This is a genomic window from Salinispora tropica CNB-440, from assembly GCF_000016425.1.
GTDB lineage: Bacteria > Actinomycetota > Actinomycetes > Mycobacteriales > Micromonosporaceae > Micromonospora > Micromonospora tropica.
The window spans coordinates 4,789,303-4,812,180 of sequence record NC_009380.1; the positions used below are offsets into that span (position 1 = coordinate 4,789,303).

The window sequence follows — 22,878 nt, forward strand, 5'->3', positions numbered from 1 at the left end:
GTCGTACGCTGCTGGCGTGGATACCACCCCCGGACACAGCGACCCGTCGGCCCCGCGTGGCGGCGAGAGCGCGCAGACGCTGGACCGGGGGTTGCGCCTGCTACACCTGGTCGCCGACGCACCGGGCGGGTTGACCGTCACCGAGCTGGCGGACCGGCTGCGCATTGGGCGCGCCGCCGTGTACCGGCTGGTCGCGCCATTGAGCGCGCATGGCCTGCTGCGCCGGGACGCCGACAGCCGGCTCCGCCTCGGAGTAGGGGTGCTGAATCTGGCCCGACGGGCCCAGCCGCTGCTCGCCGAGGGGGCGCTGCCGGCGCTGCGCCAACTCGCCGAGCAGACCGGCGCGACCGCGCACCTGACCGTGGTCGAGGGCGGTGAGGGCGTCGCGCTGGCGGTGGTGGAGCCGAGCTGGACGGCCCTGCACGTGGCGTACCGGACCGGGGCGCGGCATCCGCTGGAGCGCGGGGCGGCAGGGCGGGCGATTCTCGCCGGCCGGGCCGGCGCGGCCGGACCCGTGGACACGGCCGGGGAGTTGCAGTCCGGGGCGCACGGAGTGGCCGCGCCCGTGCTGGGTGTGCCGGGTTTGGAGGCGAGCGTGGGTGTGGTCTCCCTGACGCCGTTGGACACCGAGACGGTCGGCGTCCAGGTCCGCACGGCCGCCGTCGCCGTCGCCGACGCGCTGCGCTGACACGGGAGGGCCCGGCCGACCGGGTGGTCGGCCGGGCCCGTGCTCGGATCGGCCCTACCGTCGGCCGTGCGACTTGAGCGGGGTGGCTACCGCCGTGTACGCGTCGATGACGCCGTACCCGTAGAAGCCGTTGAAGTTGCGCCCACCGTCGCAGTACGCGTCGTAGGTCTCGTCGCGGCCCTCGTCGCGGTACTGCTGTAGACGCGGGTTCGGGCAGGCCTGCTCGGTGGCGGTGCGGTAGAGGTGCTGCTCGACCAGGTCCGGGGCCAGACCGTAGCCGTTGCGGCCCTGCTTCTTCCCGTGCTTGCTGACGATCAGCGCGGCCACGCCCGAGGCGTGCGGCGACGCCATCGAGGTGCCCTGGAGGTAGCGGTAGTAGCCGCACTCACCGTTGCTCTTGCACTCCTTGAAGACGAGCCCTTCGGCGCTCGGATCGATATTGCCGTCCGCGTCCACCAGTCCGTCTTCCTTGAGCACCTTCTCCGGGTAGGTGGAGAGGATCAGGTTGGGGAAGGTGCTGAAGGTGTCGGTGCCGAAACCGTCGCGGAACCAGCCGCCGGGCGCGGCGATGCCGATCTGCTCGGTGCCGTAGTTGGAGTAGGCGGCCTTCTTGCCCGAGGGGCCAACGGCGGAGACGCCGATCACGTGCGGCCCTTCCACCGGCAGGTCCCAGCAGCTGTCGTTGTCGATCTCACGCGGGTACGGCGGAGTGTCACCGAAGTCCGGGCTGGACGTGTCGATCCTGGGGGCGCCCAGGTCCTCGTGGTTGTTGCCGAGGGAGCCGACCAGGGTGACGCCCCGGTTGTGGGCGAAGTTCAGCGCCCGCTTCATCGCCTTGATGATGGCCCGCTGCTCAGCCTGGTGTTCGGGCGAGTCGGCCGGGTTGGCGGTGCAGTTGTAGAGCCACGGGTCGACGTAGAAGGACATGTTCACCACGTCGAGGCCGGCCCGGCCCGCGTGCAGCAACGACTGGACCACCGGCTCCAGGAAGAAGTAACCGGAGTCCTGGCCGCCCTTCAGCTCCACCAGTGAGACGTTCGGCGCGACCCCGGAGAGGCCGAAACCGTTGGCGGCGGCCCCGATGGTGCCGGCCACGTGGGTGCCGTGGCCACCGTCATCGGTGCCGACCGGGTCGAGGCAGCTCGCTACCTCGCACTCACCGTCGACCTCGGGCATGTCCGGCGCGAAGTTGCGGGACAACGCCCAGTTGAAGTTCGGTGCGATGTCGGGGTGGCTGGCGTCGACGCCGGTGTCCAGCACGCCGACGGTGACGCGCCGGTCGCCGGGCTCCTTCTTGCGGGCCTTGTCGGCACGGATCATGTCCAGGCCCCACAGCTTGTCGTCCAGCGGGTCCATCCCCTTGCCCTTGCCGCCGGAGCCCTTGCCCTTGTCCTTGTCCTTGCCGGAGCTCTTACCGCTGATGGCGGTCAGCAACGCCTCCTGCTCCACCGGGTCCAGCTTGGGCTTGCGGCCAATGGCCTTCTGCTCGACGGCACCGATCAGGTTGTCGGCCTCGGCAATCCGATCGCTGAAGTCCACCTGGTCGCTGGTCACCTGGAACACGCCGACATCGTCGATCCGGTTTACGACGGCGCCCCCAGCTGCCTGGATCTCCGCCAGGGCCGCCTCGGCGCTGACGCCGTCCTCCGCGACCACAGTGAAGGTTTCGCTGCTACTCGGTGCGGCGCCGGCGGGGACACTCAGCCCCGTGACCGTCAGCGCCAGGCCCGTCACGGTAGCGACCGCGCCAGCGGTGAAGCGTCTACTCACATCGGATCCTCTCGTTGCGGGACGTGGCAGTCATCGAACAGCACCAGCGGCGTTTCCACCAGTGGGCTTTCCGATTGCGCCCCGAAGATCTTCTTCGTCCACAAGAGCAGCCAAGACGCCCGGAAGATCCGTCAAGGTGGACAGCTCCGCGTCTGGCCACACCCCCGGCGGGCAGGGCCGGCCGTCGCGGTTGAGCCAGACCGCACGCAGCCCGGCGGTCTGCGCCCCGACCACGTCGTGGGCGATCGAATCGCCGACGTACACCACCTGCCCGGCCGGCACCCCGGCCGCCTGGACCACCGCCGCGTAGAACTCCGGTGCCGGCTTTTTCGGCAACCCGTTCTCGTGTGCGTACACCTCGAAGGCGAACCTCCCGGCGAGCCCGCACCGCTCCGCGCGGCTGTTGCCGTTGGTGGCGAAGCCCACCGCCCAGTTCTCCGTCAGGGCTGCGAGCGCGGGCAGCACATCCGGGAAGGGGCGGGTCAGCGCGAACCGCCGGGCGAAGTAGAGTGCCAGCAGGTCGTCCAGGTGCACGTCGAGCCCGACCCGGGACACCGAACGGGCAAGCGCCAGCCGTCGCAGCTCCAGCATCGACCGGGCGGGGTTCGCGGTGAAGGCCACGGACCAGTCGGTCTCCAGGTCCGCGAGCGACACCGCGACCGCCGCCGGGGTCAACCGACGCATCTCGTCGAGGACGGCCAGCAGCCCGCCGGTCATCGCCGGGCGCAGGTCGAGCAGGGTTTCATCCGCGTCGAACACCACTGTCGTGAGCATGGCGTGGACTGTGCCACGATGGGCTATCGGCTGGTGGCAAGCGCCGGTTGCTGGCCCGGCTCCACCGTTGGGGTCTCTCGTGGCTCGTCGAGGCGGACCAGGGCCACCCCAGCGACGATCAGAATCCCGCCGGACAGCTGGATCACTGTGGGCAGTTCATTCAGCACCAGCCAGGCGATGAGCACGGCGAACATCACCTCGGTCAGCCCGACGAAGGAGGCCAACCGGGCACCGAGGAGACGGGTCGAGGCGACCCCGGTGAGGTACGCGAGCACGGCCGCCACCAGCACCAGCCCCGCGACCGGCACAAGCCAGCTGGTGCGCTGTCCGGCGAAGTCGACCGTGCCGGTGTATGCCCGCAGCGGCAACGCCCCGACCAGCCCGAGGAGGAGCAGCGCACCGGCACCGACCGCCATCCCGCCGGAGGCCAGCACCACCGAGGGAAGGTTCGCGTCGATCCGACCGGCGAGCACGAAGTAGCCGGCCAGCCCGACGGCCGCCCCGAGCCCCCAGAGCACACCCACCGGGTCAAGACGCCCGGCGCCGGCGAGGTCGAGCACAAGGCCGAGCCCGGCCAGGGCGACGATCGAACCGACGACCGTGAGCCGGCGGGGTCGTTGCCCGTGTGCCAGCCACATCCAACCGACCACCACCACGACGGCCAGGTACTCCAACATCAGCGCGACGCCGACCGGCAAGTAGCGCACGGCGTTGAAGAAGCACACCTGGGCGAGGACGACGCCGAGCAGCCCGAACGCACCGATCGAAGTGGCGTTGTCCCGGAGCGTCGACCAGCGACCGCGCAGGGCCAGCACCGCTGGCACCATCAACACCAGGGCGGCGAGGCCGACCCGGACGACCACCGCCGCCCCGGCGGACCAGCCGGCGTCGATCAACGAGCGGGCGAACGTCCCGGAGGTCGCGAAGGTCAGTGCCGAGAGCACCGCCAGCATGAGGCCGGCGCTGCCGCGCGGGGGTTGGCGCATCGGGGTTCTCCTTGGCAACGACACCATGTAATGGGCAAAATGAGGTAACGCCGATGACGCTAGGTCGCCGCCATGACAGGAGTCAAGTTGCTTTTTGCCCATGACACGGAGTGCGCACTGATCGCCGCCGCGGCGCTGGTGAACACCGACGGCAGAGCTGGCGAAGGCCTTCCCGACACGGCCGCACTGAACACCTTCTTCGTCGCGCACGCGTACAGCGGACGACACGAGCACACCGACAGCGAACTGCGGGCGGTACGCAAGCTGCGCCCCCGGCTGCGCCGCATCTGGCACAGCAACACCGACGAGATCGTGTCCATCGTCAACGGACTACTCCGGGAGAACGCCGCCCTTCCCCAGCTCATCACGCACGACGACGAGCCGTACCACCTACACGCGGTGCCCCGAGACGCGCCGCTCGCGACCCGAATGGCGGTGGAGGCCGCCATGGCGATGGCCGACCTCGTCCGCAGCGACGAACTGGACCGGCTCCGAAGCTGCGACCACCCCGAGTGCGCCAACGTGTTGGTCGACCTGTCGCGCAACCGATCCCGTCGCTTCTGCGACGCCGGCTGCGGCAACCGGGCCGCCGTCACCGCCTACCGCGCCCGCAAGACCGCCACCCGGCCCTGACCGGACCCCGCCAGATGCCGCGACCCCAGTTCTGAACGTTGCATTACAGAGTTCGGTGACCCCGGCCCCGACCGGGCATCCTGGACAGGCATAGCCGCACGGGCGGCGCAGCGAGGAAGGCTGGTGGGGTGGAAGAGTGGGATCTGGCGGTCCTCGGCGGCGGCACCGCGGGAATCGTGGCGGCCAAGACCGCCGGCCGATTCGGTGCGCGAGTACTGCTGGTCGAATCGGCCCGTACCGGGGGTGACTGCCTCTGGACCGGATGCGTGCCCAGTAAGTCGCTGATCGCCGCCGCGCACGCCGCACAGAGCGTCCGCACCGCCGACCAGTACGGGGTGCACACCAGCCCGACGACGATCGACGACGCCGCGGTGCTCGCCTACGTGCGGTCGTCGATCACCCGCATCGAGCCGGTGGACTCCCCCGCCGCGATCAGTGCGGCGGGGGCGACGGTGGTGGCCGGCCGGGCGGAGTTCACCGGCCCGGCGACGCTGCGGGTCACCGACGACGCGGGCACCCGGCTGGCGCGGTTCCGCTGGGCGCTGATCGCCACCGGTTCCGCGCCGGCCCTGCCCACCGTGCCCGGCCTGGCCCAGGCCGACCCGCTGACCACCGACACACTCTGGGACCTCACCGAGTTGCCCCGACGGATGGCGATCCTCGGCGGCGGTCCGATCGGTTGCGAACTGGGCCAGGCCCTCGCCCGGCTCGGCGTCGAGGTCACCCTCGTTGAGCTGGCCGACCGGCTGCTGGGCAAGGAGGAGCCGGAGGTCGGCGCGCTGATCGCCGAACGACTCCGCGCCGAGGGTGTGACCGTGGTGACCGGGACCGGCGTCGACCGCGTCACCGACGGCACGCTCCACCTGCACGGCGGCGAGACGATCGAGGTCGACCGGATCCTGGTCGCCGCCGGACGCCGCCCCCGCACCACCGACCTGGGCCTGGCCGCCGCCGGGGTGCGCTGCGACGAGCAGGGGCACGTCGTGATCGACGACCGGATGCGGACCAGCAACCGGCGGATCTACGCCGCCGGTGACGTCACCGGCACCCTCCCGTTCACCCACGTCGCCGGGGTGCAGGGGGGATACGCCGCCACCAACGCGCTACTCGGGCTGCGCCGCCGCATCGACTACGCCGCCGTACCGTGGGTGACCTTCACCGACCCGGAGGTGGCCCGCGTCGGGGCGACCCTCGCCCAGGCGCGCCACCGCCACGGCACCCGAGCACACGCGCAGCGGCTCTCCCACGACCACGTTGACCGGGCGATCACCGACCGTCGTACCGACGGATTCACCCAGCTGGTGAGCGGGCCGGGCGGTCGGCTCCTCGGCGCCACCGTCGTCTCACCCCGGGCAGGTGAGTCGATCGCCGAACTCGCCGCCGCGATCCGGCGCGGCGCGAAGGTGCGCGACGTGGCCGGCACCGTCCACCCCTACCCGACGTACGCTGACGGGCCGTGGAACGCGAGCCTCGCCCAGCTCCGCGCCGACCTGACCGCGCCGCTACCGGCCCGGGCGACGGCCGCGCTCCGCGCCCTGCGCCGCGCCCTGCACCCGATCCGGAGCGGGAACCGATGACCGACGAATCAGCCCGGCCCGAGGTGACCTCGCGGCTCGTCCGGATCGTCGGCTCACCGTGGCCGAGGCTGGCATTCTTGGTGGTTCTGCTGACTGGCGCGGCGACGCTGCTGGCCACCCAGGGCACCCCGGACGTGGAGACGCTACGCGACCGTGTCGCCGCTACCGGGGCGTGGGCGCCGCTGCTGTACATCGCCGGGTACGCCCTGGGCACCGTGCTGCTGGTGCCCGGGGTACTGCTCACCGCCGCCGCCGGGGCGCTGTTCGGGGTGGTCGGCGGCTCGGTGGTGGTGCTGGTCGGGGCGACCACGGGGGCGGTGGCCTCGTTCCTGCTCGGCCGGCTGCTGGGCCGCCCGGCCGTCGAACGGCTCGTCGGCGGCCGGCTGTACCGCCTGGACCAGTTCCTGGCGCGACGGGGGCTGATCGCGGTGATCGGGCTGCGGCTCGTGCCGCTGGTCCCGTTCGCGCTGCTCAACTACGGCTCCGGGGTGACCGCCGTACGGCTGCGCGACTACGCCCTCGGCTCGGCGATCGGCATGACGCCCGGAATCGTCGCCTACACCGCGGTCGGTGGGTCGCTGACCGATCCCACCTCGCCGCAGTTCCTCGTCGCCGTGGCAGCTCTGGCCGCGCTGACCCTGGCCGGCGCGGTGGCGGCACGCCGGGCCCGCCGACGGGAGTCCCGCGCGGTACCGACCGTCGAGGTCACCAGCTGATGATCGACGCACGTCTGCGGCCGGTCCTGGCCAAAACCCTGGACCGGGTCGCCGCCGCCGTGGACCGGCCGTGGGTGACCCCCGGCCGGTTGACCGCCGCCGGCCTGACCCTGGGGCTGGCCGCGAGCGCCGCCGCGGCGGCCGGCTGGTGGTGGCCGGCGCTGGTGGCGTGGCTGGTGTCCCGGCTCGCCGACGGCCTCGACGGGCCCCTCGCCCGCCGCCGCGGCACCGCCTCCCCGTTGGGCGGATTCCTCGACATCGTCGCGGACTTCACCGTGTACGGGGCGTTCGTCGCCGGGGTCGCCGTCGGCGTTGACGGGCCCGCCACCCCGTTCCTGGTCCTGCTGGTGACCTACTACGTCAACGGGGCGACGCTGCTGGCGTACTCGTCGATCGCCGAGCGAGTGGGCCGGGAGCGAGGCGACGAGCGGTCGCTGCACTTCCTCGGTGGACTGGCCGAGGGCGCCGAGACCATCGCCGTACACGCCCTGTTCTGCCTGCTGCCCGGCTTCGCCGGGCACCTCGCCTGGGGGTGGGCCGTCGTGGTGGCCATCACCGCCGGGCAACGCGTCGCGCACGCCGTCCGTACCCTGTCCGAGCCCGCCGGGAGGCCCACCCGATGAACCGACGATGGCACGCGGTGGCGGCGCTGACCGCCGCCGGCCTGCTCGCCGCCGGCTGCACCGCCGGCACCGGCGACGCCGACCCCGCCCCCCGCGACTTCGCCCAGGTGCTGCGGGAGGCCCGTGGGCAGACGGTCAACCTCTTCATGTACGGCGGCGACGACGGCGCCAACCGCTACCTCGACGAGGTCGTCGCCCCGGCCGCCCGCGAACGCCTCGACGTCCGGATCAACCGGGTACCGATCACCGACACCGCCCTGGCGGTCAACAAGGTCCTCGGCGAGAAGCAGGCCGGCCGCGGCTCGGGGGGATCAGTGGATCTGGTGTGGATCAACGGGGAGAACTTCCGCACCGGCAAGCAGGCCGGGCTGTGGCAGTGCGGGCTGGTCGAGCTGCTGCCGAACATGCGCTACGTCGACTGGTCCGAACCGGCGGTCGCCAACGACTTCGGCACTCCGGTCGAGGGCTGCGAGGTGCCGTGGAGCCGCGCCCAGTTCGCCTTCGTCTACGACTCCGCCCGGGTCGACGACCCGCCGGCCAGCCTCGCCGGTCTGCTGGACTGGATCCGCGCGCACCCGGGCCGGTTCACCTACCCCGCCCCGCCGGACTTCACCGGCTCGGTCTTCGTCCGACACGCCCTCTACGCCCAGGCCGGCGGGGTCGACCAGATCCCGGACGACGTCGACCAGGCCGCCTACGACCGGCTCACCGCGCCGCTGTGGCAGACCCTGCGTGAGCTGCGGCCCGCCCTGTGGCGTGCGGGTGAGACGTACCCGGCCAACGAGAAGGAGCTCAACGACCTGTACGCCAACGGGCAGGTCGACTTCACCATGACGTACGGGCCGGCGCAGGTGACCAGCCTGGTCGAACGGGGACAGTTCCCGGCCAGCACCCGTACCCTGCTGCTGGACGAGGGCACCATCGGCAACACCAACTACCTCGCCGTACCCGCCAACGCCGCCAACCGCTCCGCCGCCCTCGCCCTGGCCGACCTGATGCTCTCCCCCGAGTTGCAGTACGAGAAGGCCCGCCCCGACGGGTGGGGCCAGTACCCGGCCGTGGACCTCGACAAGCTCGACGTCGAGTGGCGGGACCGCTTCGCCGCCCTGCCCGCCTCGGCGCAGGTGCCAAGCTATGACCAGCTGTCCCGCAACAGCCAACCGGAGCTACGGGCGGAGTGGCTGCCGCCGTTGGAGGAGGGCTGGCGGCGCGAGGTTCTGCAACAGTGAACCACCGCCGCACCGGGCTCCTGCTGATCCTGCCCGCGCTGGCCACCGTCGTGCTGCTCTTCGGCGGCGGCCTCGGCTACGGGTTCGCGCAGAGCCTCGGCCTGGCCGGGTTCACCGACACACCGGTCGGCCTGGCCGCCTACCAGCGGGTGACCGAAGGCCCGGCGTTCACCGACGGGCTGCTGCTGAGCCTCTGGATCTCCATTGCCGCCACGGCGCTCGCCGTCGCCATCGGTGTCGCCACCGCCCTGGCCCTGCGCCGTACCGCCGTGGGCCGACGCACCGCCACCTTCCTGGCCCAGCTCGGGCTACCCGTGCCACACCTGATCGGCGCGGTCGCGATCGGACTGGTGCTGGCCGACTCCGGCCTGCTGGCCCGCGCCGCCCGGGTCGTCGGCGTCGCGCTGCCCGCCCTGGTCGCCGATCCACACGCCGTCGCCGTGATCGTCGAGTACGTGTGGAAGGAGGCACCGTTCGTGCTGATCGTCGTCCTCGCCGCGCTCGGCGGGCCGGTCGCCGAGCACGAACGGGTCGCCGCCACCCTCGGTGCCCGTCCCCGGCAGGTGCTGCGGCACGTGACCCTGCCGCTGCTCGCCCCATCGATCCTGGCCGTAGCGGTGCTGATCTTCGCCTTCACCCTCGGCGCGTACGAGGTGCCCGCCCTGCTCGGCCGCGCGTACCCGCAGCCGCTACCGGTACTCGCCTACCAGCGGTTCACCGCCGCCGAGCTCTCCGGCCGCGCCGAGGGCGTCGCCATCGCCCTGCTGATCGCGGTCATCGCCGTCGCGGCGGCGCTCGTGTACACCGGGGCCAGCCGGCGGGCCGTCGGCCGGGTGACCGGAGCGCGGCGGTGACGGAAGCAGGGCCGGCGACGGAAGCAGGGCCGGCGACGGGAGCACGGCGACCCCGGCCGCTCGGTACGGCGCTGGCCCGCCCCACGGTGCTGATCCTCACCGGCCTGTGGGTGATGGGGCCGCTGCTACCGCTGGCTGTGCAGGCCTTCACCGACCAGTGGTTCTACCCCGACCTGTGGCCGACCCGCTGGTCGCTGGCCGGCTGGGAGCAGGCCCTCGGCCCGCAGTCCCGCCTCGCCGAGGCCGTCGCCACCTCCGTCGGCATCGGTGCCGCCGTCGCCACCCTCGCCACCGCCCTCGGTGCCGCCGCCGGGCGCGCGCTGGCCTGGCACCGGCTGCCGGGAAGGCGGCTGATCGAGCTGGTCCTGCTCGCCCCGGTGCTGGTGCCACCGTTCGCCGTCGCCATGGGTGCGCAGATCGTCTACCTGCGTGCCGGGCTCGTCGACTCGCTCACCGGCGTGGTCCTGGCCCAGCTGCCGGCCGCCACCGCGTACGCCACGCTGCTGATGTCGGGGGTGTGGGCCGGCGTCGACCCCGCCCTGGAGCGGCAGGCCCGTACCCTCGGCGCCGGGGCCTGGCGGGCGTTCCGCGAGGTCAGCCTCCCCCAGCTGCGCGGCGGCCTGATCGTCGCCGCCATGTTCGCCTTCCTGATCTCCTGGAGCGACTATCTGTTGACCCTGCTCATCGGCGGGGGTGTCGTCACCACCGTGCCGCTGCTGCTCTTCTCCACCGCCGCCGGCAGCGGCAACCAGGCCGCCACCGCCGCCATCGCGCTGGTCGCCGTCGCCCCACCCCTGCTGCTCACCGCCCTCGCCGCCCGACAACTCGCCAGCCGCGACACCGCCCTACTCGGAGTCGGCCGATGACCACCACCATCACCATCACCGACCTGGACCACACCTACCCCGGCGCCAGCACGCCGACGCTGCGCCGGGTCAGTCTGGAGGTGCCGGCGGGCACCCGCACCGCCGTCCTCGGCCCCTCCGGCAGCGGCAAGTCCACCCTCCTGGCAATCATCGCCGGGCTCAGCGCCCCCACCGGCGGCGACGTCCGGCTCGCCGACCGCAGCGTCCTGCGCCAACCCCCGCACCGGCGCGACCTCGGCGTCGTCTTCCAACGACCGCTACTCTTCCCGCACCTCACGGTCGCCGAGAACATCGCCTTCGGCCTGCGCATGCGCGGCACCGACCGCGCTGTCCTTCGGCGGCGGGTCACCGAGCTGCTCGACGCCGTCGCGCTACCGGGCTACGACGACCGGCGCAGCGGCGAACTCTCCGGCGGTCAACAACAACGCGTCGCCCTCGCCCGCGCCCTGGCCGCCCGCCCCGGTGTCCTGCTGCTCGACGAACCGTTCAGCGCCCTCGACCCACAACTACGCGGTGACATGCGGGCGCTCCTCACCGACCTGCACCGCCAGGAGGGCACCACCACACTGTTCGTCACCCACGACCGCGACGAGGCCACCGACGTGGCCGACACGGTCACCGTGCTCCTCGACGGCCGGGTCGCCCAACACGCCCCACCCGCCGACCTGTTCCGCCGGCCCGCCACCCTCGCCGTCGCCCGGTTCCTGGGCGGCGCCGACAACGCCATCCCCGGCATCGCCCACCCCGGCCGCTTCGACTGCCCCCTCGGCCGCCTCCACCTCAACACCGACCACAGAGGAGCGGGCCTGCTCCTCATCCGCCCCGAAGCCATCCTGGCCGGCGACCATCAGGGCGACAACGTGGTGCCGGCGACCATCACGACCGTCACCGACCGGGGCACCCACCTCGACATCCAGGCCACCAGCGCGGGCGTCACCCTGCACCTCACCACCGGGCCGGCAGCACCGCTGCGCCCCGGCGACGCCACACCCCTCTACCTACCCCCGGCCCACCTCAGCGTGGTCACCCCATAGCCACGCGCTACGACGCCTACTCACTCACCGGTTTGCAGCGAGGCCACGAAGGACCGCCAGGAACCCGGGTCGACCGCCAGCACAGGCCCCACCGGATCCTTACTGTCCCGCACCCCCACCACACCCGACAGGTTCGTCGCCACCTCAACACACTGGTCGTTGGAACCACTCCGACGGCTCTTGCGCCAGCGAGCACCATTCATTTCCATGACTCCACCAGTTCCCTTATCCGCTCGATGGACTCCTGCGGGGGCAGGGCCACGGCGAGGGTAGCCTCCCAGGTCCGTTGCAAGCGCATGAGATCAGCCGACCGATCCAGCTCCTGCCCGCCGATCTGGCCGCCGAGAAAGGCAAGCTCGCTGCCACCGGTCATGCTGGCGAGAATGAACGGGCCGTTAAGGCCCGGGTACTCCTCCGCCGAGGATGGCACGACCTGGACTCGAACGTGGGGGTGCTCGACGGCTAGACGGGCGAGGTGCGACAACTGGTCGCACATGACCTTTCGCCCGCCCACCCTCCGCCGTAGCACCGCCTCATCCATTACCCCCACGAGCCGGGATGGACGCTCGGCGTATAGCACCGATTGACCGTCCAGCCGGTCGGCAAGTCGCCGCTGGACTTCTTCTGGATCAAGTAGTGGATCTGACTCGAAGACCGCCCGCGCGTACGCCTCGGTCTGCAACAGACCTGGAACGTGTAGCGGGTCGAACCAGCGTAGGGCCCACGACTCCGCCTGGATTCTGCGCCAGCCGCGCGACCATGCCTGTGCTCTATCAAGTGCCACCAGATCAGTAAGCATGCGGGTAAAGAGGCCGCCGGTGTCGAGAGCCCTGTCGAACTGTTCGAGATACTTGCTGGTCGGCGGCTGCTGCCCCAACTCCACCGCACTGACCATCGACGGCGAATAGTTGATCGCCTTGGCCAGCTCCTCCTGACTCCAACCCCGCCGAACCCGAGCCCGGCGCAACTCCGCCACCAAGAACGCCGCAGCGGTCATCTCCCCAGTCGCCATCTCCAACCGCCCTCCACGAACCGGTTGATCGACTCCAGTACCGCGCCACCAGCGACCCCACCCAGCACAGAGGCTCTCCCACAGCACGGCCAAACCCTTCCGACCGTAGCCGCGCCCTCAGCAAACTGTGAAGCACGACACCTGCCTCCGATCCCGAGCGCGGCGTCGTAATGGGATCGCCGCTCCCCCGGCTGGGCGATCACACCGCTGGGTCTGTCACACGAAACGTTCGAGAGGAAGGCAGCGCCATGTCTCGATCCACCCGAAGCTGGCTACCGCGCCCATTCCGGTGGCCGCGCAACCAACGCCCCATACCACTCGCACCCCAGCACCGCCGGCTCTGGCGCGGAGCACGCCCCTCCTGCTCCTGCGGCCTACCCTGGCGGACCTGCCCCGACCGACACACCACCGTCCCGACCGAACCGGCCACCGCCCCAACCCCACCGAACCGCCCCACATGGAACGCCCCCACCGTCGCCAACCCAAAGGTCGGCCGTGCCGGCTGGCTCACCCTCGCCCAAACCTGGCGCGCCAACGGCGGAAAGTGGTGATCCGTCCGGCCGCCCCCGCCGCCCGACCACACCTACCACTGCGCCCACTCTGGATCTGCCGCACCTGCGCCGCACCCTGGCCCTGCGCCACCGCCCGACTCACCCTGCGACAGGAATACGCCACCGACACCGTCGCACTCCGGATCTACCTCTGCACCCAACTCCACGACGCCGCAGCCGACCTACACAAGCTCCACCCACAGAACGGCCCAGACCCGAAAGCTCTCTTCGACCGCTTCCTGGCCTGGACACCCCGGGCCAGCCTGTAGGCGGTGAATTCAGGTCAGGATGACGGGGTTGGTTAGAACCGATATTCATCGATAGAACGGTAAGGGTGCATCGGTCGGCGCGGCACCAGAATGTCGGTGGGCGATGATGACATCGGCGGATGCGGGGCTGCTCATGCTCATGACACCTCAGCAATCCCGAGAGGTGGGCAGGAGCGGCTCCCCGGTTCTAGAAGCAGGATGCCACCAAATCATGGAGGGATCATGGGAAGAGTAGTGCTAGATATGACAGTGTCGGTAAACGGCTGCATTGCCGGACCGAACGGCGAGCCCGAATGGCTGCATGAATGGTTCTTCGCACCCTCGCCGGAAAGCCAGGCGATCGTCGAGGAGCAGCAGCGCAGCATCGGCGCGATGGTCATGGGGCGACGGACCTACGACCAGGGCGCCAGCCAGGACGGGTTCCTGGACAACCCGTTTCCGGTCGAGCACTTCGTCGTCTCGCACAGCACGCCGGAGCAGGTGGCCAAAGGGGACACCGTCTTCCACTTCGTCCCGGACGTCGCCGAGGCGGTACGCCGCGCCCAGGTCGCCGCGGGAGAGCGCGAGGTCACTATCGGCGGCGGCGCCCAGATCGCCCAGCAGTGCCTGGCCGCGGGACTCGTCGACGAGATTCGGCTGGCGGTACGGCCCATGGTGATCAATGACGGTATCCAGCTTTTCGATGCTACTGCGCTTCGGCTGGAGAACATCGGTGTGATCAGTACACCCCAGGCGACCCACCTGCGGTTCCAGATCCTGCACTGAGCTGAGCTGCCCCTGGGGCGCGCCGGGCCCGCGCCCCGGGGACAACGGGGCGCCAGGGTGGTGCCCAACTGGCGACTTGCCGGACTCCGGGTGATCTCTTCCGCTAGTTTGAGGAGGCGACGCGAACCTGACGAGGAGTCCTGGAGCACCGAATGCCATTCCTGACCATCGTTGTCCACGTTCGCGCCAAGCCGGACCAGGTGGAACCGCTCAAGGCTGAGCTCAAGAGGGTTGTTCCGATCATTCGCCAGGACGAAGGTTGCGTTAGCTACCACCTTCATCAGGACAACAGCGACCCGACTCGTTTTCTCGTTTACGAGAACTGGGAGTCCCATGAACTCTGGCAGGCGCATATGGACAGCCCGCACGTGCAAGCCCATACCGAAGCTACCGCCGACAAAATCGAGGAATGCACTCGCTACGAGATGACTCGCATCGACTGAGACGGGTGCCGGGTGGACGATGCCCCGGCACGGCTGACGATGCCGGTTCACAGCAAGATTCGGACGGAGTCGACAGCCAGCCAGGAGGCGGCCCGCGCCGGCGGGCCTAACCGTCGAGGACTGCCGTCGCCTCGACCTCGACCAGCAGGTCAGGGCCGGCCAGCGCGCTGACGCCCAGTCCCGTCAACGGGGCGGCCAGGGTGACGCCCAGCTTCGCCGCCGCCCGCGCTACCCCCTCCCCCATGAGCGCCATCTTGTCAGGCGTCCAGTCGACGGCATACACGGTCAACTTCGCCACGTCGTCGAAGGATCCACCAACCTCGGCCAGGGCGGTGGCGATGTTGAGGTAGCACTGCTCGATCTGGGTGGCGAGGTCGCCCACGCCGACCGTGTTCCCGTCGGCGTCGACGGCGACCTGGCCGGCGAGGAAGACGAGCCGCGACCCGGTGGCGACCGCCACCTGCGAGTAGAGGTCGACCTTCGGCAGCCCTTCGGGGTTCACCAGGGTGATGGTCATGCTGACTCCCTTTCATGGAGACCTGTCGGTCAGTCCAGTAAAACATAGCACAGCTATGTTATGTATCCTGGGTTGTGGCCAGGACAAAGAACCCAGCGGTCCGTACCCAACTCATCGAGCGGGCCGCGCACATGCTCCGCACCCGCGAACCCATCACCCTCCGCTCGCTGGTGGCCGGCACCGGCGTGTCGACCATGGCCATCTACACCCACTTCGGCGGGATGGACGGCATGTGGAAGGCGCTCCGGCAGGAGGGCTTCACCCGCCTGGGCGCCCGACTCGCCCAGGTCGCCCCCTCGGCGGACCCGGTCCGGGACCTGACCGCCCTGATCGCCGCCTACCTGGGCAATGCCCTGGACCACCCCGACCTGTACCGGGTCATGTTCGACGCCAGCTTCGACCTGGAAGACGCCCAGGCGGCGGACGACACGCTGGAATACCTGGTTCAAGCCGCCGATCGAGGCCGGCGGGCGGGCCGCTATCGCGCCGACACCAACCCGCTCGCACTGGCCACCCAGAGCTGGGCCGTCGCCCACGGGCTGGTCTCCCTGGTCGCCACCGGCCCCCTACCCCGGCCGACCCTCGCCCACGGCCCCCTCCTGCTGACCGCGCTGTTCACCGCCACGGGGGACGACCCCGACCGGTGTGCCCGGTCGGTGGAGAGCGGCTGGCAGCCGCGCTTGGCCGGCGAATGACCGATCAGGCGCACGCCCGATTCGGGGGGTACGCCGTCCGCAGCAGGCCAGGGACACGCGTGAATATCACCGGCGAGGATCCACACTCCGGAGGGTTCTCGGCCTCACCACAGCGCTGGGCGGGGGGGTGACGGCTCTGCGGACCTTCCCGCTGGCCTTCTCGAGAAACGCGGCAAAGCCGACCGCGGTGGCGCGACCGGCTGGCGAGCGAGGTTCTGTTTCCCGGATAGAGACCCAGCCCGTTCGACGAAGACGCCGGCGGGCAAGGGTGGGCGCGAGCGGGTGGTGACAGTGGGTTTGGGATGGCACTCCCCGGTCCGGGTGCCCGACACGTCGTAACACTGTCGGGCACCCGGGCGACGTCAGGTCTGCGTCCACACACAGCCGAGCGGCCATGGGCAAAGACCAGGGTTCGTTGTGGACGACTCGGCAATCGATACCGACCGCGGTCAGCGAGGCGTGGCGAAGACCTGTGTCCAGTACGGTCCGTTGCTACTCGCGACGCCGACCCCGATCTCGGTGAAGGAGCAGTTCAGGATATTCGCCCGGTGGCCGGGGCTGTTCATCCACGCGGTCATCACGGCTTCGGGGGACTGCTGGTTCCAGGCGACGTTTTCCCCGTAGGTGCGCCACTGGTAGCCGACAGCGGTGATCCGGTCGCCGGGGCTACTGCCGTTGCTGCCCGTGTGCGACATCTTCTGCTGGTCGGCCTGGTCCTGGCTGTGCCGCTGGGCGGCGGTCATCAGCTTCTCGTCGATACTCAGTGCCGCGCAGCCAGCCTTCGCACGCTCGGCGTTGACCAGCCGGACCACCTCGCTGGCCTCGGTGCTCACCCCGCCGTCGGAGGGTGCGGTGGTGGGTACCTGAGTGGGGCTGGGCGCGGTGGTGGGTACCTGAGTCGGGCTGGGCGCGGTGGTGGGTACCTGAGTCGGGCTGGGCGCGGTGGTGGGCACCCGAGTGGGGCTGGGCGCGGTGGTGGGCACCCGAGTCGGGCTGGGCGCGGTGGTGGTATGTGACGGCTTGGAGCGGTAGCTGCCCCTGTGGCGTTCCTGGTCGAAGCGGGACCTGGTGGAATGACGCGACGATGCGGCTGACTTCCGGCGCGCGTTTTCCGAGCGCGACTGTGAGGCGTTGCTCCACGCGGTGCTGGGACTGCTCGAGGACGACGTCACGCCCCCCTCATACGAGGTCGGATTCGTGGCCACAATGTCCTTGAGTGCCGAGGTGGGGACGGTGTCGCCACCGTCGGACAGTGCGGCGGCGCCGGCTCCGAGGCTCACGACCAGCGTGGCCGCCGCCGCGGCCCCGATGAGCACGGGCCGGCGGTTCCGGTGGCCGACCCGAGGGCCCTTGTTGGCGGATGTAGCGTCGGCCGGAGCGGCGCCAGCGACCGGCCGCATGCTGGTCATGTCGTCTTCGTACCCAGCGGTCGGCCTGGTGGCCGTCTCCTCAGGCCGCCAACCGCCGGTGACCTCGGGTCCTCCGGTGGCACCAGCCGCGTGACGCCCGCCTCCGGAGGGCTCGTCTCGCCAGCCCGTGGGCTGCCGGCGCCAGCCGCCCGCTGATTCCTGCTGCCAGCCGTCGGTGTGCTGCCAGGTGGGGGCGGCTTGCCCACCCCGCGAGGGTTGGTCATGGTACGAGCTACCCGCGGCTGCCCAGCCTTGTGGGGTCTCGGACTCCGCCCGCCGGTGCGCGGTCTGTTGCCGCCGGTCCCATTCGTCGGCAGGCCGGTCCCAGCCGTCGGCCGCCGGTTCGGGTCGCCGGCGATTATCATCCGGTTCCATCGATTCGCTCCAGCCGTACACGCCGGTAGCCTCCTCGGTTTAAAACTGCGGGGTCGAGGCGACGCTACGTGCCAGATATTTCCTGCGGCAACGTGTCTAAGAAATGACTAAGAAGGAGTTAAAGGAAGCGGTTCCGCGAGACGCGGATACTGACGTGGGTCACTGACGTTTACCGCGTCGTGGCAAGGTTCCGGCGACGGTGGCCTGCTCACTGCACCAGGCCCGGCGTGGGCAGCGGCCATGACACGTACGCTCCCGCAAACGTCAACCGGCAGCGGGCGACGCTACGCCCGCTACTTGCCAAACGCGCCAACGACACCGACTCACAGTCGACTGAGACCAGACATCACGCACAGTCGGGCACCCGTAGCTCCCGTTTCCGGCCCGATCCAGTCACACAGTAATAACTAATCGCTACCTACCGGCACCGATATCCCCGCCTTTCTGATCACGAACCGCACGCGCCACCCGGCCAACACCCGTTGGATGCGGCCCTCCATGGTCAGGCGGGCGGACGGGCCACGATGACGTATACGCCAGACCCTGGTGCGTCCCACTGCTCAGTGCCGCAGCACCCCACACCTGTCAGGGGTGTGTCATCCGGAGCAGGTCGAGCGCCTCGTCGAGCTGTTCCCCGGTGAGCTTGCCGGAATCGAGGTGCCCCCGGGAGACCACCACCTCCCGGATCGAGACCTGCTTCGCGAGGGCCTCCTTCGCGATCGAGGCGGCCTCGTCGTACCCGAGATGGCGGTTGAGCGGGGTGACGATGGACGGCGAGCCCTCCGCGTACGCCAGACAGACCTCGACATCCGCGACGAGGCCAACCACGCACCGGTCCGCGAACAGCCGGCCCGACGCGGCCAACAACTTGATCGACTCCAGCAGGTTACGGGCCATCACCGGGAGCATGACGTTCAGCTCGAAGTCGCCCTGGGATCCGGCGAAGGCGACCGTCGCGTCGTTGCCGATCACCTGTGCGCAGACCTGGCGCACCGCCTCACAGACCACCGGATTGACCTTGCCGGGCATGATCGACGAACCGGGCTGGAGATCGGGAATCCGCAGCTCCCGCAGGCCGGCGCGGGGGCCGGAGCCCATCCAGCGGATGTCGTTGGCCATCTTGTGTAGGCCGACCGCGATCGTCCGTAGCTGCCCGGAGGTCTCGACCAGCGCGTCCCGTGCCCCCTGCGCCTCGAAGTGGTTCCGCGCCTCGGTCAGCGGCAGCCCCGTCGAGTCGCGGAGCCGCTTGACCACCCGCGCCGCGAAGCCCAGCGGGGTGTTGATGCCGGTGCCCACGGCGGTGCCGCCCAACGGCAGTTCGGCCAGCCGGGGCAGGGCCGACTCCAGCCGCTCGATGCCGTAGCGGACCTGCGCGGCGTACCCGCCGAACTCCTGGCCAAGGGTGACCGGGGTGGCGTCCATCAGATGGGTACGCCCCGCCTTGACCACCGTCTCGAACTCGACGGCCTTGCCCTCCAACGCCTCCGCCAGGTACGCCAGGGAGGGCAGCAGGTCCTGGGTCACGAACTCGGTGGCGGCCAGGTGGATCGAGGACGGAAAGACGTCGTTGCTGGACTGCGAGGCGTTCACGTCGTCGTTGGGGTGCACGTCGGCGCCCAGCTTCCGACTGGCCAGGGTGGCGATCACCTCGTTGGTGTTCATGTTCGACGACGTGCCGGAGCCGGTCTGGAACACGTCAACGGGGAACTGGTCGTCGTACCCACCGTCGGCCACGTGCGCGGCGGCGACGGCGATCGCGGCGGCCACCTTCCCGTCGATCACCCCCAGCTCACCGTTGACCTCGGCCGCGGCACCCTTGATCTGCGCCAGCGCCCGGATCTGGGCCGGCTCGATCCCCCGCCCGGAGATCGGAAAGTTCTGCACCGCGCGCTGGGTCTGCGCCCGCCACAGCGCCTCGGCCGGCACCTCCACCTCGCCCATCGAGTCGCGTTCGATCCGGTTACCCGTCGCCTCAGGATTCGTCACACCACCATCCTGCCGCGCACCGCCGCACGTCGCGGAAGTTCACCCCGAGCCACTCAATCCAGCTCGGTCAGCAGCCGCCGCACCTTCTGCCGCTCTGGGACGTCGAGCTGCCGGAACAGGGCAAGCGCCTGGGTCCAGTACGCTCGCGCCGCACTCGCGTCCGTCGACCGCAGGCAGTGGGCCATACCGTCCAGGGCCCGCGCCTGCTCGTACCGATGGTTGATCTTTTGGGCGTCGTGCAGCACCCGGCGGAAGAGGTCCAAGGCGCTCGGCCGGTCACCCTGATCGGCGATCGCCCGAGCCAGCAGGTTCCGCGTGCCGCACTGCCCGACGTGGTCGCCCGCGTCGATCATCGTGACCAGCGCTTCCCGGTGCAGCGCCGCCGCCTCTTCGGGCCGCCCAGCCTCCCGCTCCATCACACCGAGTTCGTTGAGCATCTCACCTTCGCCGTACCGGTGACCGATCCGGCGTTTGAGGCGCAGCGCCATCAGCAGCAGCCGCCGGGCCGGTTCATTGTCCCCAAGCCGGTGACGAAGCGATCCGACATGCCCGACAGCGTGCGACAACTGCCGCAGGTCGCTGATTTGCCGACTCACCAACAGGTGCTGCCGGCTGAATCGCAACGCGTCACCGTAGCGCCCCCAGTTCAGCAGGGTTTGCGTGATGTTGTTCAGAAGATTCGCTAGGCCTGCGAGGTCTTCGCCGGGAGGTGCCAGCTCCAGCGCCTCCTGAAAGAGCCGCATGCTGGGGCGGTAGTCCCCGTTGGCCGCCTTCAGGCTGCCCAGGTTGTACAGGGTGGTCCGAACCGCCGAGGTGAGCCCGAGCTGACGTCGCAGGATGAGCGCCTCTTCGACAAGCCGGATGGCCTCTGCGAATCGACCCAGCCGATAGTACGCGGCCGAGAGATAGTTGAGCGTCGTGGCGATCGCCGCGTCGTCCCCCAACTGTCGCGCGGCGCGGAGACCGACGGTGTGTGTCTCGATCAGGTCGTCCAGCTGGCCCCGCTCATAGTTGAAGCCCCAGCAGGCGCGGGCCAGCCGCCAGCAGTGCTGCAGGAAACCCTCTGACTCAGCGATGCGGGGCAGGGCGGTCAGCACCGTACGGTTCTCGTCGCACCACGCCCGGCCCTGCTCGACACAGCTGGCCACCAGGTCCGCCCGCGACGCAATCGGCCTCGTGAGCTGGTACAGACTTGCGGCGGTCTCGAACCGGTCGGCGATCGCCGCTGCCGTATGCAGGTGGTGATCGAGGAGTCGTTCCAGGGCGGCGGAGCGTTCTGCTGCCCACGCCGGCTGAGCCAGCAGGCGACGAGCGTACTCCTGGACCAGGTCGTGTAGGCGGAACCGGCCCGGCCTCGGTTCCTCCACCAGGTTCGCATCGATCAGCTCGTCGAGCAGGTCCCGGGTGTCGGGTAGGGCCAGTTCAGCCAACGCGGCGGCGAGCGCGTTGTCGAAGTTGCTGGCGGGATGCACGCCGAGCAGTCGAAAGAGCCGCTGCGCGGACGGCGTAACCTGCGCGTACGACAGGGCAAAGGCACCTCCGACCGAACGCTGCCCGGCCGCAAACTCGGCCAACGGATCGCGGGCTCCGGCCAACCGCTCGACGAGGTCAACAATCCGCCAGCTCGGCCGGTGCGCCAGCCGGGCACCCGCCAGCCGGATCGCCAACGGCAGGAAGCCGCAGCGACGAATCACCTCCGCCGCCGCCTCCGGTTCGGCAGCCACCCGCTCCGGACCGGCTACCCGCCCCAGCAGCGTGACAGCCTCGTTCAGCTCGAGAACGGGCAGCGACACGGGCCGGCCCGCATCCAATCCAACTAGTCGTCGTCGACTGGTTACCAACGTGAGACAGGAACGCCCGGTCGGTAGCAGGGGTGCGACCTGGTCAACGCTCGCCGCGTTGTCCAGCAACACCAACGCCCGCCGGTTGGACAGCTCGGTACGCCACAGGGCGAGCCGATCTTCCACATCCACCGGAACCTGCTCCGCCGGTATCCCGAGCTGCCGCAGCAGGGTCGCCACCGCGGCGACCGGGGTCAACGGCGTGCGTTCGCTGTGGCCATGCAGGTCGATAAAGAGCTGCGCGTCCGGGTAACGGTCCGCGAGACGGGTGGCGAGGTGCACGGCGAGGGTGGTCTTGCCACTACCCGCCATCCCGTCGATCAGGTGAACCTGGGTGTCCCCCTCGTGGAGCTGCTGGAGCAGGTTCGCGACGATCTCCTGCCGGCCGGTGAAATCGCTGATCGCCCTCGGCAGGCCCCGAACCGGGGTGGTGGTGGTACGTCGCGGCCCAACGGCGACCAGGTCACCGGCGAGCATCCGCTGGTGTAGCTCCTGCAGCTCCGCACCGGGCTCAATACCCAGTTCGTCGACGTAGCGACGGCGCCCGTCCCGGTAGACGACGAGAGCATCGGCCTGGCGACCGATGGCGGAGAGGGCCAGCATCAGTTGACCCCGCAGGCGATCCCGCAACGGGTGCCGCTCGACCGCCTCGGTCAGTTCGTCGATCAGGTCGACGGCGTTGCCGAGCCGCAGCTCGACGTCAACACACTCCTCCAGCACTGTGCACCGCTGCTCGTCGAGCGTCCGGGCCCGCCCGCGTACGCTCCGACCAGCGACGCCGCCCAACGCCGGTCCCCGCCAGAGCGCGAGCGCGGCACGGAAGTGCCGGCGACCGTCAACCAGGTGACCAGTGGCGACCGCCGCCCGTGCGACAGCCACCTCGTCGCCGAACACCTCGGCGTCGAGGTCACCCGACGCGGTACGGACGCCGTAGCCGACCGGGTCGGTGACGATGAGTTCCGGCGGAAGCCCGAGGGTGCCGAAACGGCGCCGCAGCCGGGACACACAGGTCTGCAGCTGGGCGCGGGCAGTAGCCGGCGGCCGCTCCTCCCAGACCGCGTCCACCAACTCCTCCGCTGGCACGATCCGACCAGCCTGCAGCAACAGCATCGCGAGGATGGTCCGATCCCGACCCGCGGTAACGGTGGCCTCGCCACCAACCCGCAGTGGGCCCAGGATCCCAAACCGCATGCTCCCACCCCTGCCGTACCTGCAACTTCCAGCAGGGTAGCTTCCGGCCAAAACCCATTTCGCGTACGGCGATA

The 22,878-nt window shown here is 70.3% G+C and carries 21 protein-coding genes and 1 pseudogene; 13 read left to right on the plus strand and 9 right to left on the minus strand.

Going from position 1 to position 22,878, the window contains the following annotated elements:
* The first annotated feature begins 16 nt into the window (after nucleotides 1-16).
* Nucleotides 17-688, plus strand: coding sequence for an IclR family transcriptional regulator (locus STROP_RS21300; RefSeq protein ID WP_012015415.1), 672 nt, complete (start codon nucleotides 17-19; stop codon nucleotides 686-688).
* Nucleotides 689-742: 54 nt separating this feature from the next.
* On the opposite strand, the gene STROP_RS21305 is transcribed toward STROP_RS21300, so the two are convergent.
* From STROP_RS21305 to STROP_RS21315, 3 genes and pseudogenes are all read right to left on the minus strand, one after another.
* On the minus strand, nucleotides 743-2,458 hold the full coding sequence (locus tag STROP_RS21305) for a S8 family serine peptidase (RefSeq protein WP_012015416.1): 1,716 nt from the start codon (nucleotides 2,456-2,458) through the stop codon (nucleotides 743-745).
* Nucleotides 2,455-3,232 (minus strand): annotated as a pseudogene (locus STROP_RS21310) (HAD family hydrolase). The gene STROP_RS21305 and the pseudogene STROP_RS21310 overlap by 4 nt, the downstream one beginning before the upstream one ends.
* A gap of 23 nt (nucleotides 3,233-3,255) precedes the next feature.
* A complete protein-coding gene (locus STROP_RS21315) occupies nucleotides 3,256-4,218 on the minus strand; it encodes an EamA family transporter (RefSeq protein ID WP_012015418.1) in 963 nt (320 codons plus the stop codon).
* 87 nt (nucleotides 4,219-4,305) lie between these two features.
* On the opposite strand from STROP_RS21315, the gene STROP_RS21320 reads away from it, so the two are divergent.
* The 8 genes from STROP_RS21320 (at nucleotide 4,306) to STROP_RS21355 (ending at nucleotide 11,750) form a co-directional block, all read left to right on the plus strand.
* Complete coding sequence (locus STROP_RS21320; RefSeq protein WP_026275285.1) at nucleotides 4,306-4,851, plus strand: CGNR zinc finger domain-containing protein; 546 nt, start codon at nucleotides 4,306-4,308, stop codon at nucleotides 4,849-4,851.
* Nucleotides 4,852-4,979: 128 nt separating this feature from the next.
* Nucleotides 4,980-6,428, plus strand: coding sequence for a dihydrolipoyl dehydrogenase family protein (locus tag STROP_RS21325; RefSeq protein ID WP_012015420.1), 1,449 nt, complete (start codon nucleotides 4,980-4,982; stop codon nucleotides 6,426-6,428).
* Nucleotides 6,425-7,144, plus strand: a complete 720-nt coding sequence (locus STROP_RS21330) for a TVP38/TMEM64 family protein (protein ID WP_012015421.1) — start codon at nucleotides 6,425-6,427, stop codon at nucleotides 7,142-7,144. Before STROP_RS21325 ends, STROP_RS21330 begins: the two co-directional genes overlap by 4 nt.
* The gene (locus STROP_RS21335) at nucleotides 7,144-7,767 is read left to right on the plus strand and encodes a CDP-alcohol phosphatidyltransferase family protein (RefSeq protein ID WP_012015422.1); all 624 of its coding nucleotides are present in this window, start codon (nucleotides 7,144-7,146) and stop codon (nucleotides 7,765-7,767) included. The genes STROP_RS21330 and STROP_RS21335 overlap by 1 nt, the downstream gene beginning before the upstream one ends.
* 17 nt (nucleotides 7,768-7,784) lie before the next feature.
* The gene (locus tag STROP_RS21340) at nucleotides 7,785-8,996 is read left to right on the plus strand and encodes an ABC transporter substrate-binding protein (RefSeq protein ID WP_026275286.1); all 1,212 of its coding nucleotides are present in this window, start codon (nucleotides 7,785-7,787) and stop codon (nucleotides 8,994-8,996) included.
* Nucleotides 8,993-9,850: an ABC transporter permease gene (locus tag STROP_RS21345; RefSeq protein WP_012015424.1), complete on the plus strand. Its 858-nt coding sequence runs from the start codon at nucleotides 8,993-8,995 to the stop codon at nucleotides 9,848-9,850. The genes STROP_RS21340 and STROP_RS21345 overlap by 4 nt, the downstream gene beginning before the upstream one ends.
* 86 nt (nucleotides 9,851-9,936) lie before the next feature.
* A complete protein-coding gene (locus STROP_RS21350) occupies nucleotides 9,937-10,716 on the plus strand; it encodes an ABC transporter permease (RefSeq protein ID WP_018831148.1) in 780 nt (259 codons plus the stop codon).
* Nucleotides 10,713-11,750 (plus strand): ABC transporter ATP-binding protein, encoded by a 1,038-nt coding sequence (locus STROP_RS21355; protein ID WP_012015426.1) that lies wholly within the window; start codon nucleotides 10,713-10,715, stop codon nucleotides 11,748-11,750. The genes STROP_RS21350 and STROP_RS21355 overlap by 4 nt, the downstream gene beginning before the upstream one ends.
* 20 nt (nucleotides 11,751-11,770) lie before the next feature.
* Here STROP_RS21355 and STROP_RS21360 read toward each other — a convergent pair whose 3' ends face one another.
* Together STROP_RS21360 and STROP_RS21365 are read right to left on the minus strand one after the other, a co-directional pair.
* A complete protein-coding gene (locus tag STROP_RS21360) occupies nucleotides 11,771-11,959 on the minus strand; it encodes a DUF397 domain-containing protein (RefSeq protein WP_012015427.1) in 189 nt (62 codons plus the stop codon).
* Entirely contained in the window at nucleotides 11,950-12,762 is an 813-nt protein-coding gene (locus STROP_RS21365; RefSeq protein WP_012015428.1) for a helix-turn-helix domain-containing protein, read from the minus strand. The genes STROP_RS21360 and STROP_RS21365 overlap by 10 nt, the downstream gene beginning before the upstream one ends.
* 547 nt (nucleotides 12,763-13,309) lie before the next feature.
* Here STROP_RS21365 and STROP_RS21370 point away from each other — a divergent pair.
* The 3 genes from STROP_RS21370 to STROP_RS21380 all read left to right on the plus strand — a co-directional run bounded on the left by STROP_RS21370 (nucleotide 13,310) and on the right by STROP_RS21380 (nucleotide 14,790).
* Nucleotides 13,310-13,582, plus strand: coding sequence for a hypothetical protein (locus tag STROP_RS21370; RefSeq protein ID WP_018832149.1), 273 nt, complete (start codon nucleotides 13,310-13,312; stop codon nucleotides 13,580-13,582).
* Nucleotides 13,583-13,825: 243 nt separating this feature from the next.
* A complete protein-coding gene (locus tag STROP_RS21375; RefSeq protein WP_018832150.1) occupies nucleotides 13,826-14,347 on the plus strand; it encodes a dihydrofolate reductase family protein in 522 nt (173 codons plus the stop codon).
* Nucleotides 14,348-14,499: 152 nt separating this feature from the next.
* On the plus strand, nucleotides 14,500-14,790 hold the full coding sequence (locus tag STROP_RS21380) for a putative quinol monooxygenase (protein WP_012015431.1): 291 nt from the start codon (nucleotides 14,500-14,502) through the stop codon (nucleotides 14,788-14,790).
* 106 nt (nucleotides 14,791-14,896) lie between these two features.
* Here STROP_RS21380 and STROP_RS21385 read toward each other — a convergent pair whose 3' ends face one another.
* Complete coding sequence (locus STROP_RS21385) at nucleotides 14,897-15,307, minus strand: RidA family protein (protein ID WP_012015432.1); 411 nt, start codon at nucleotides 15,305-15,307, stop codon at nucleotides 14,897-14,899.
* A gap of 74 nt (nucleotides 15,308-15,381) precedes the next feature.
* Between STROP_RS21385 and STROP_RS21390 the strand changes: the two genes are divergently transcribed.
* Entirely contained in the window at nucleotides 15,382-16,002 is a 621-nt protein-coding gene (locus STROP_RS21390; protein ID WP_012015433.1) for a TetR/AcrR family transcriptional regulator, read from the plus strand.
* 449 nt (nucleotides 16,003-16,451) lie between these two features.
* Here the strand turns inward: STROP_RS21390 and STROP_RS21395 are convergent, their stop codons facing one another.
* The 3 genes from STROP_RS21395 to STROP_RS21405 all read right to left on the minus strand — a co-directional run bounded on the left by STROP_RS21395 (nucleotide 16,452) and on the right by STROP_RS21405 (nucleotide 22,804).
* Nucleotides 16,452-17,807 (minus strand): CAP domain-containing protein, encoded by a 1,356-nt coding sequence (locus STROP_RS21395; RefSeq protein WP_018831151.1) that lies wholly within the window; start codon nucleotides 17,805-17,807, stop codon nucleotides 16,452-16,454.
* A gap of 564 nt (nucleotides 17,808-18,371) precedes the next feature.
* A complete protein-coding gene (locus STROP_RS21400; RefSeq protein ID WP_012015435.1) occupies nucleotides 18,372-19,772 on the minus strand; it encodes a class II fumarate hydratase in 1,401 nt (466 codons plus the stop codon).
* 53 nt (nucleotides 19,773-19,825) lie between these two features.
* Nucleotides 19,826-22,804, minus strand: a complete 2,979-nt coding sequence (locus tag STROP_RS21405) for an AfsR/SARP family transcriptional regulator (RefSeq protein ID WP_012015436.1) — start codon at nucleotides 22,802-22,804, stop codon at nucleotides 19,826-19,828.
* Nucleotides 22,805-22,878 lie beyond the last annotated feature (74 nt).

Coding starts and splice junctions, on each gene's coding strand:
- STROP_RS21315 (WP_012015418.1), bottom strand. CDS start 4,218: ATGCGCCAACCCCCGCGCGGCAGCGCCGGCCTCATGCTGGCGGTGCTC.
- STROP_RS21330 (WP_012015421.1), top strand. CDS start 6,425: ATGACCGACGAATCAGCCCGGCCCGAGGTGACCTCGCGGCTCGTCCGG.
- STROP_RS21335 (WP_012015422.1), top strand. CDS start 7,144: ATGATCGACGCACGTCTGCGGCCGGTCCTGGCCAAAACCCTGGACCGG.
- STROP_RS21355 (WP_012015426.1), top strand. CDS start 10,713: ATGACCACCACCATCACCATCACCGACCTGGACCACACCTACCCCGGC.
- STROP_RS21360 (WP_012015427.1), bottom strand. CDS start 11,959: ATGGAAATGAATGGTGCTCGCTGGCGCAAGAGCCGTCGGAGTGGTTCC.
- STROP_RS21365 (WP_012015428.1), bottom strand. CDS start 12,762: ATGGCGACTGGGGAGATGACCGCTGCGGCGTTCTTGGTGGCGGAGTTG.
- STROP_RS21375 (WP_018832150.1), top strand. CDS start 13,826: ATGACAGTGTCGGTAAACGGCTGCATTGCCGGACCGAACGGCGAGCCC.
- STROP_RS21380 (WP_012015431.1), top strand. CDS start 14,500: ATGCCATTCCTGACCATCGTTGTCCACGTTCGCGCCAAGCCGGACCAG.
- STROP_RS21385 (WP_012015432.1), bottom strand. CDS start 15,307: ATGACCATCACCCTGGTGAACCCCGAAGGGCTGCCGAAGGTCGACCTC.
- STROP_RS21405 (WP_012015436.1), bottom strand. CDS start 22,804: ATGCGGTTTGGGATCCTGGGCCCACTGCGGGTTGGTGGCGAGGCCACC.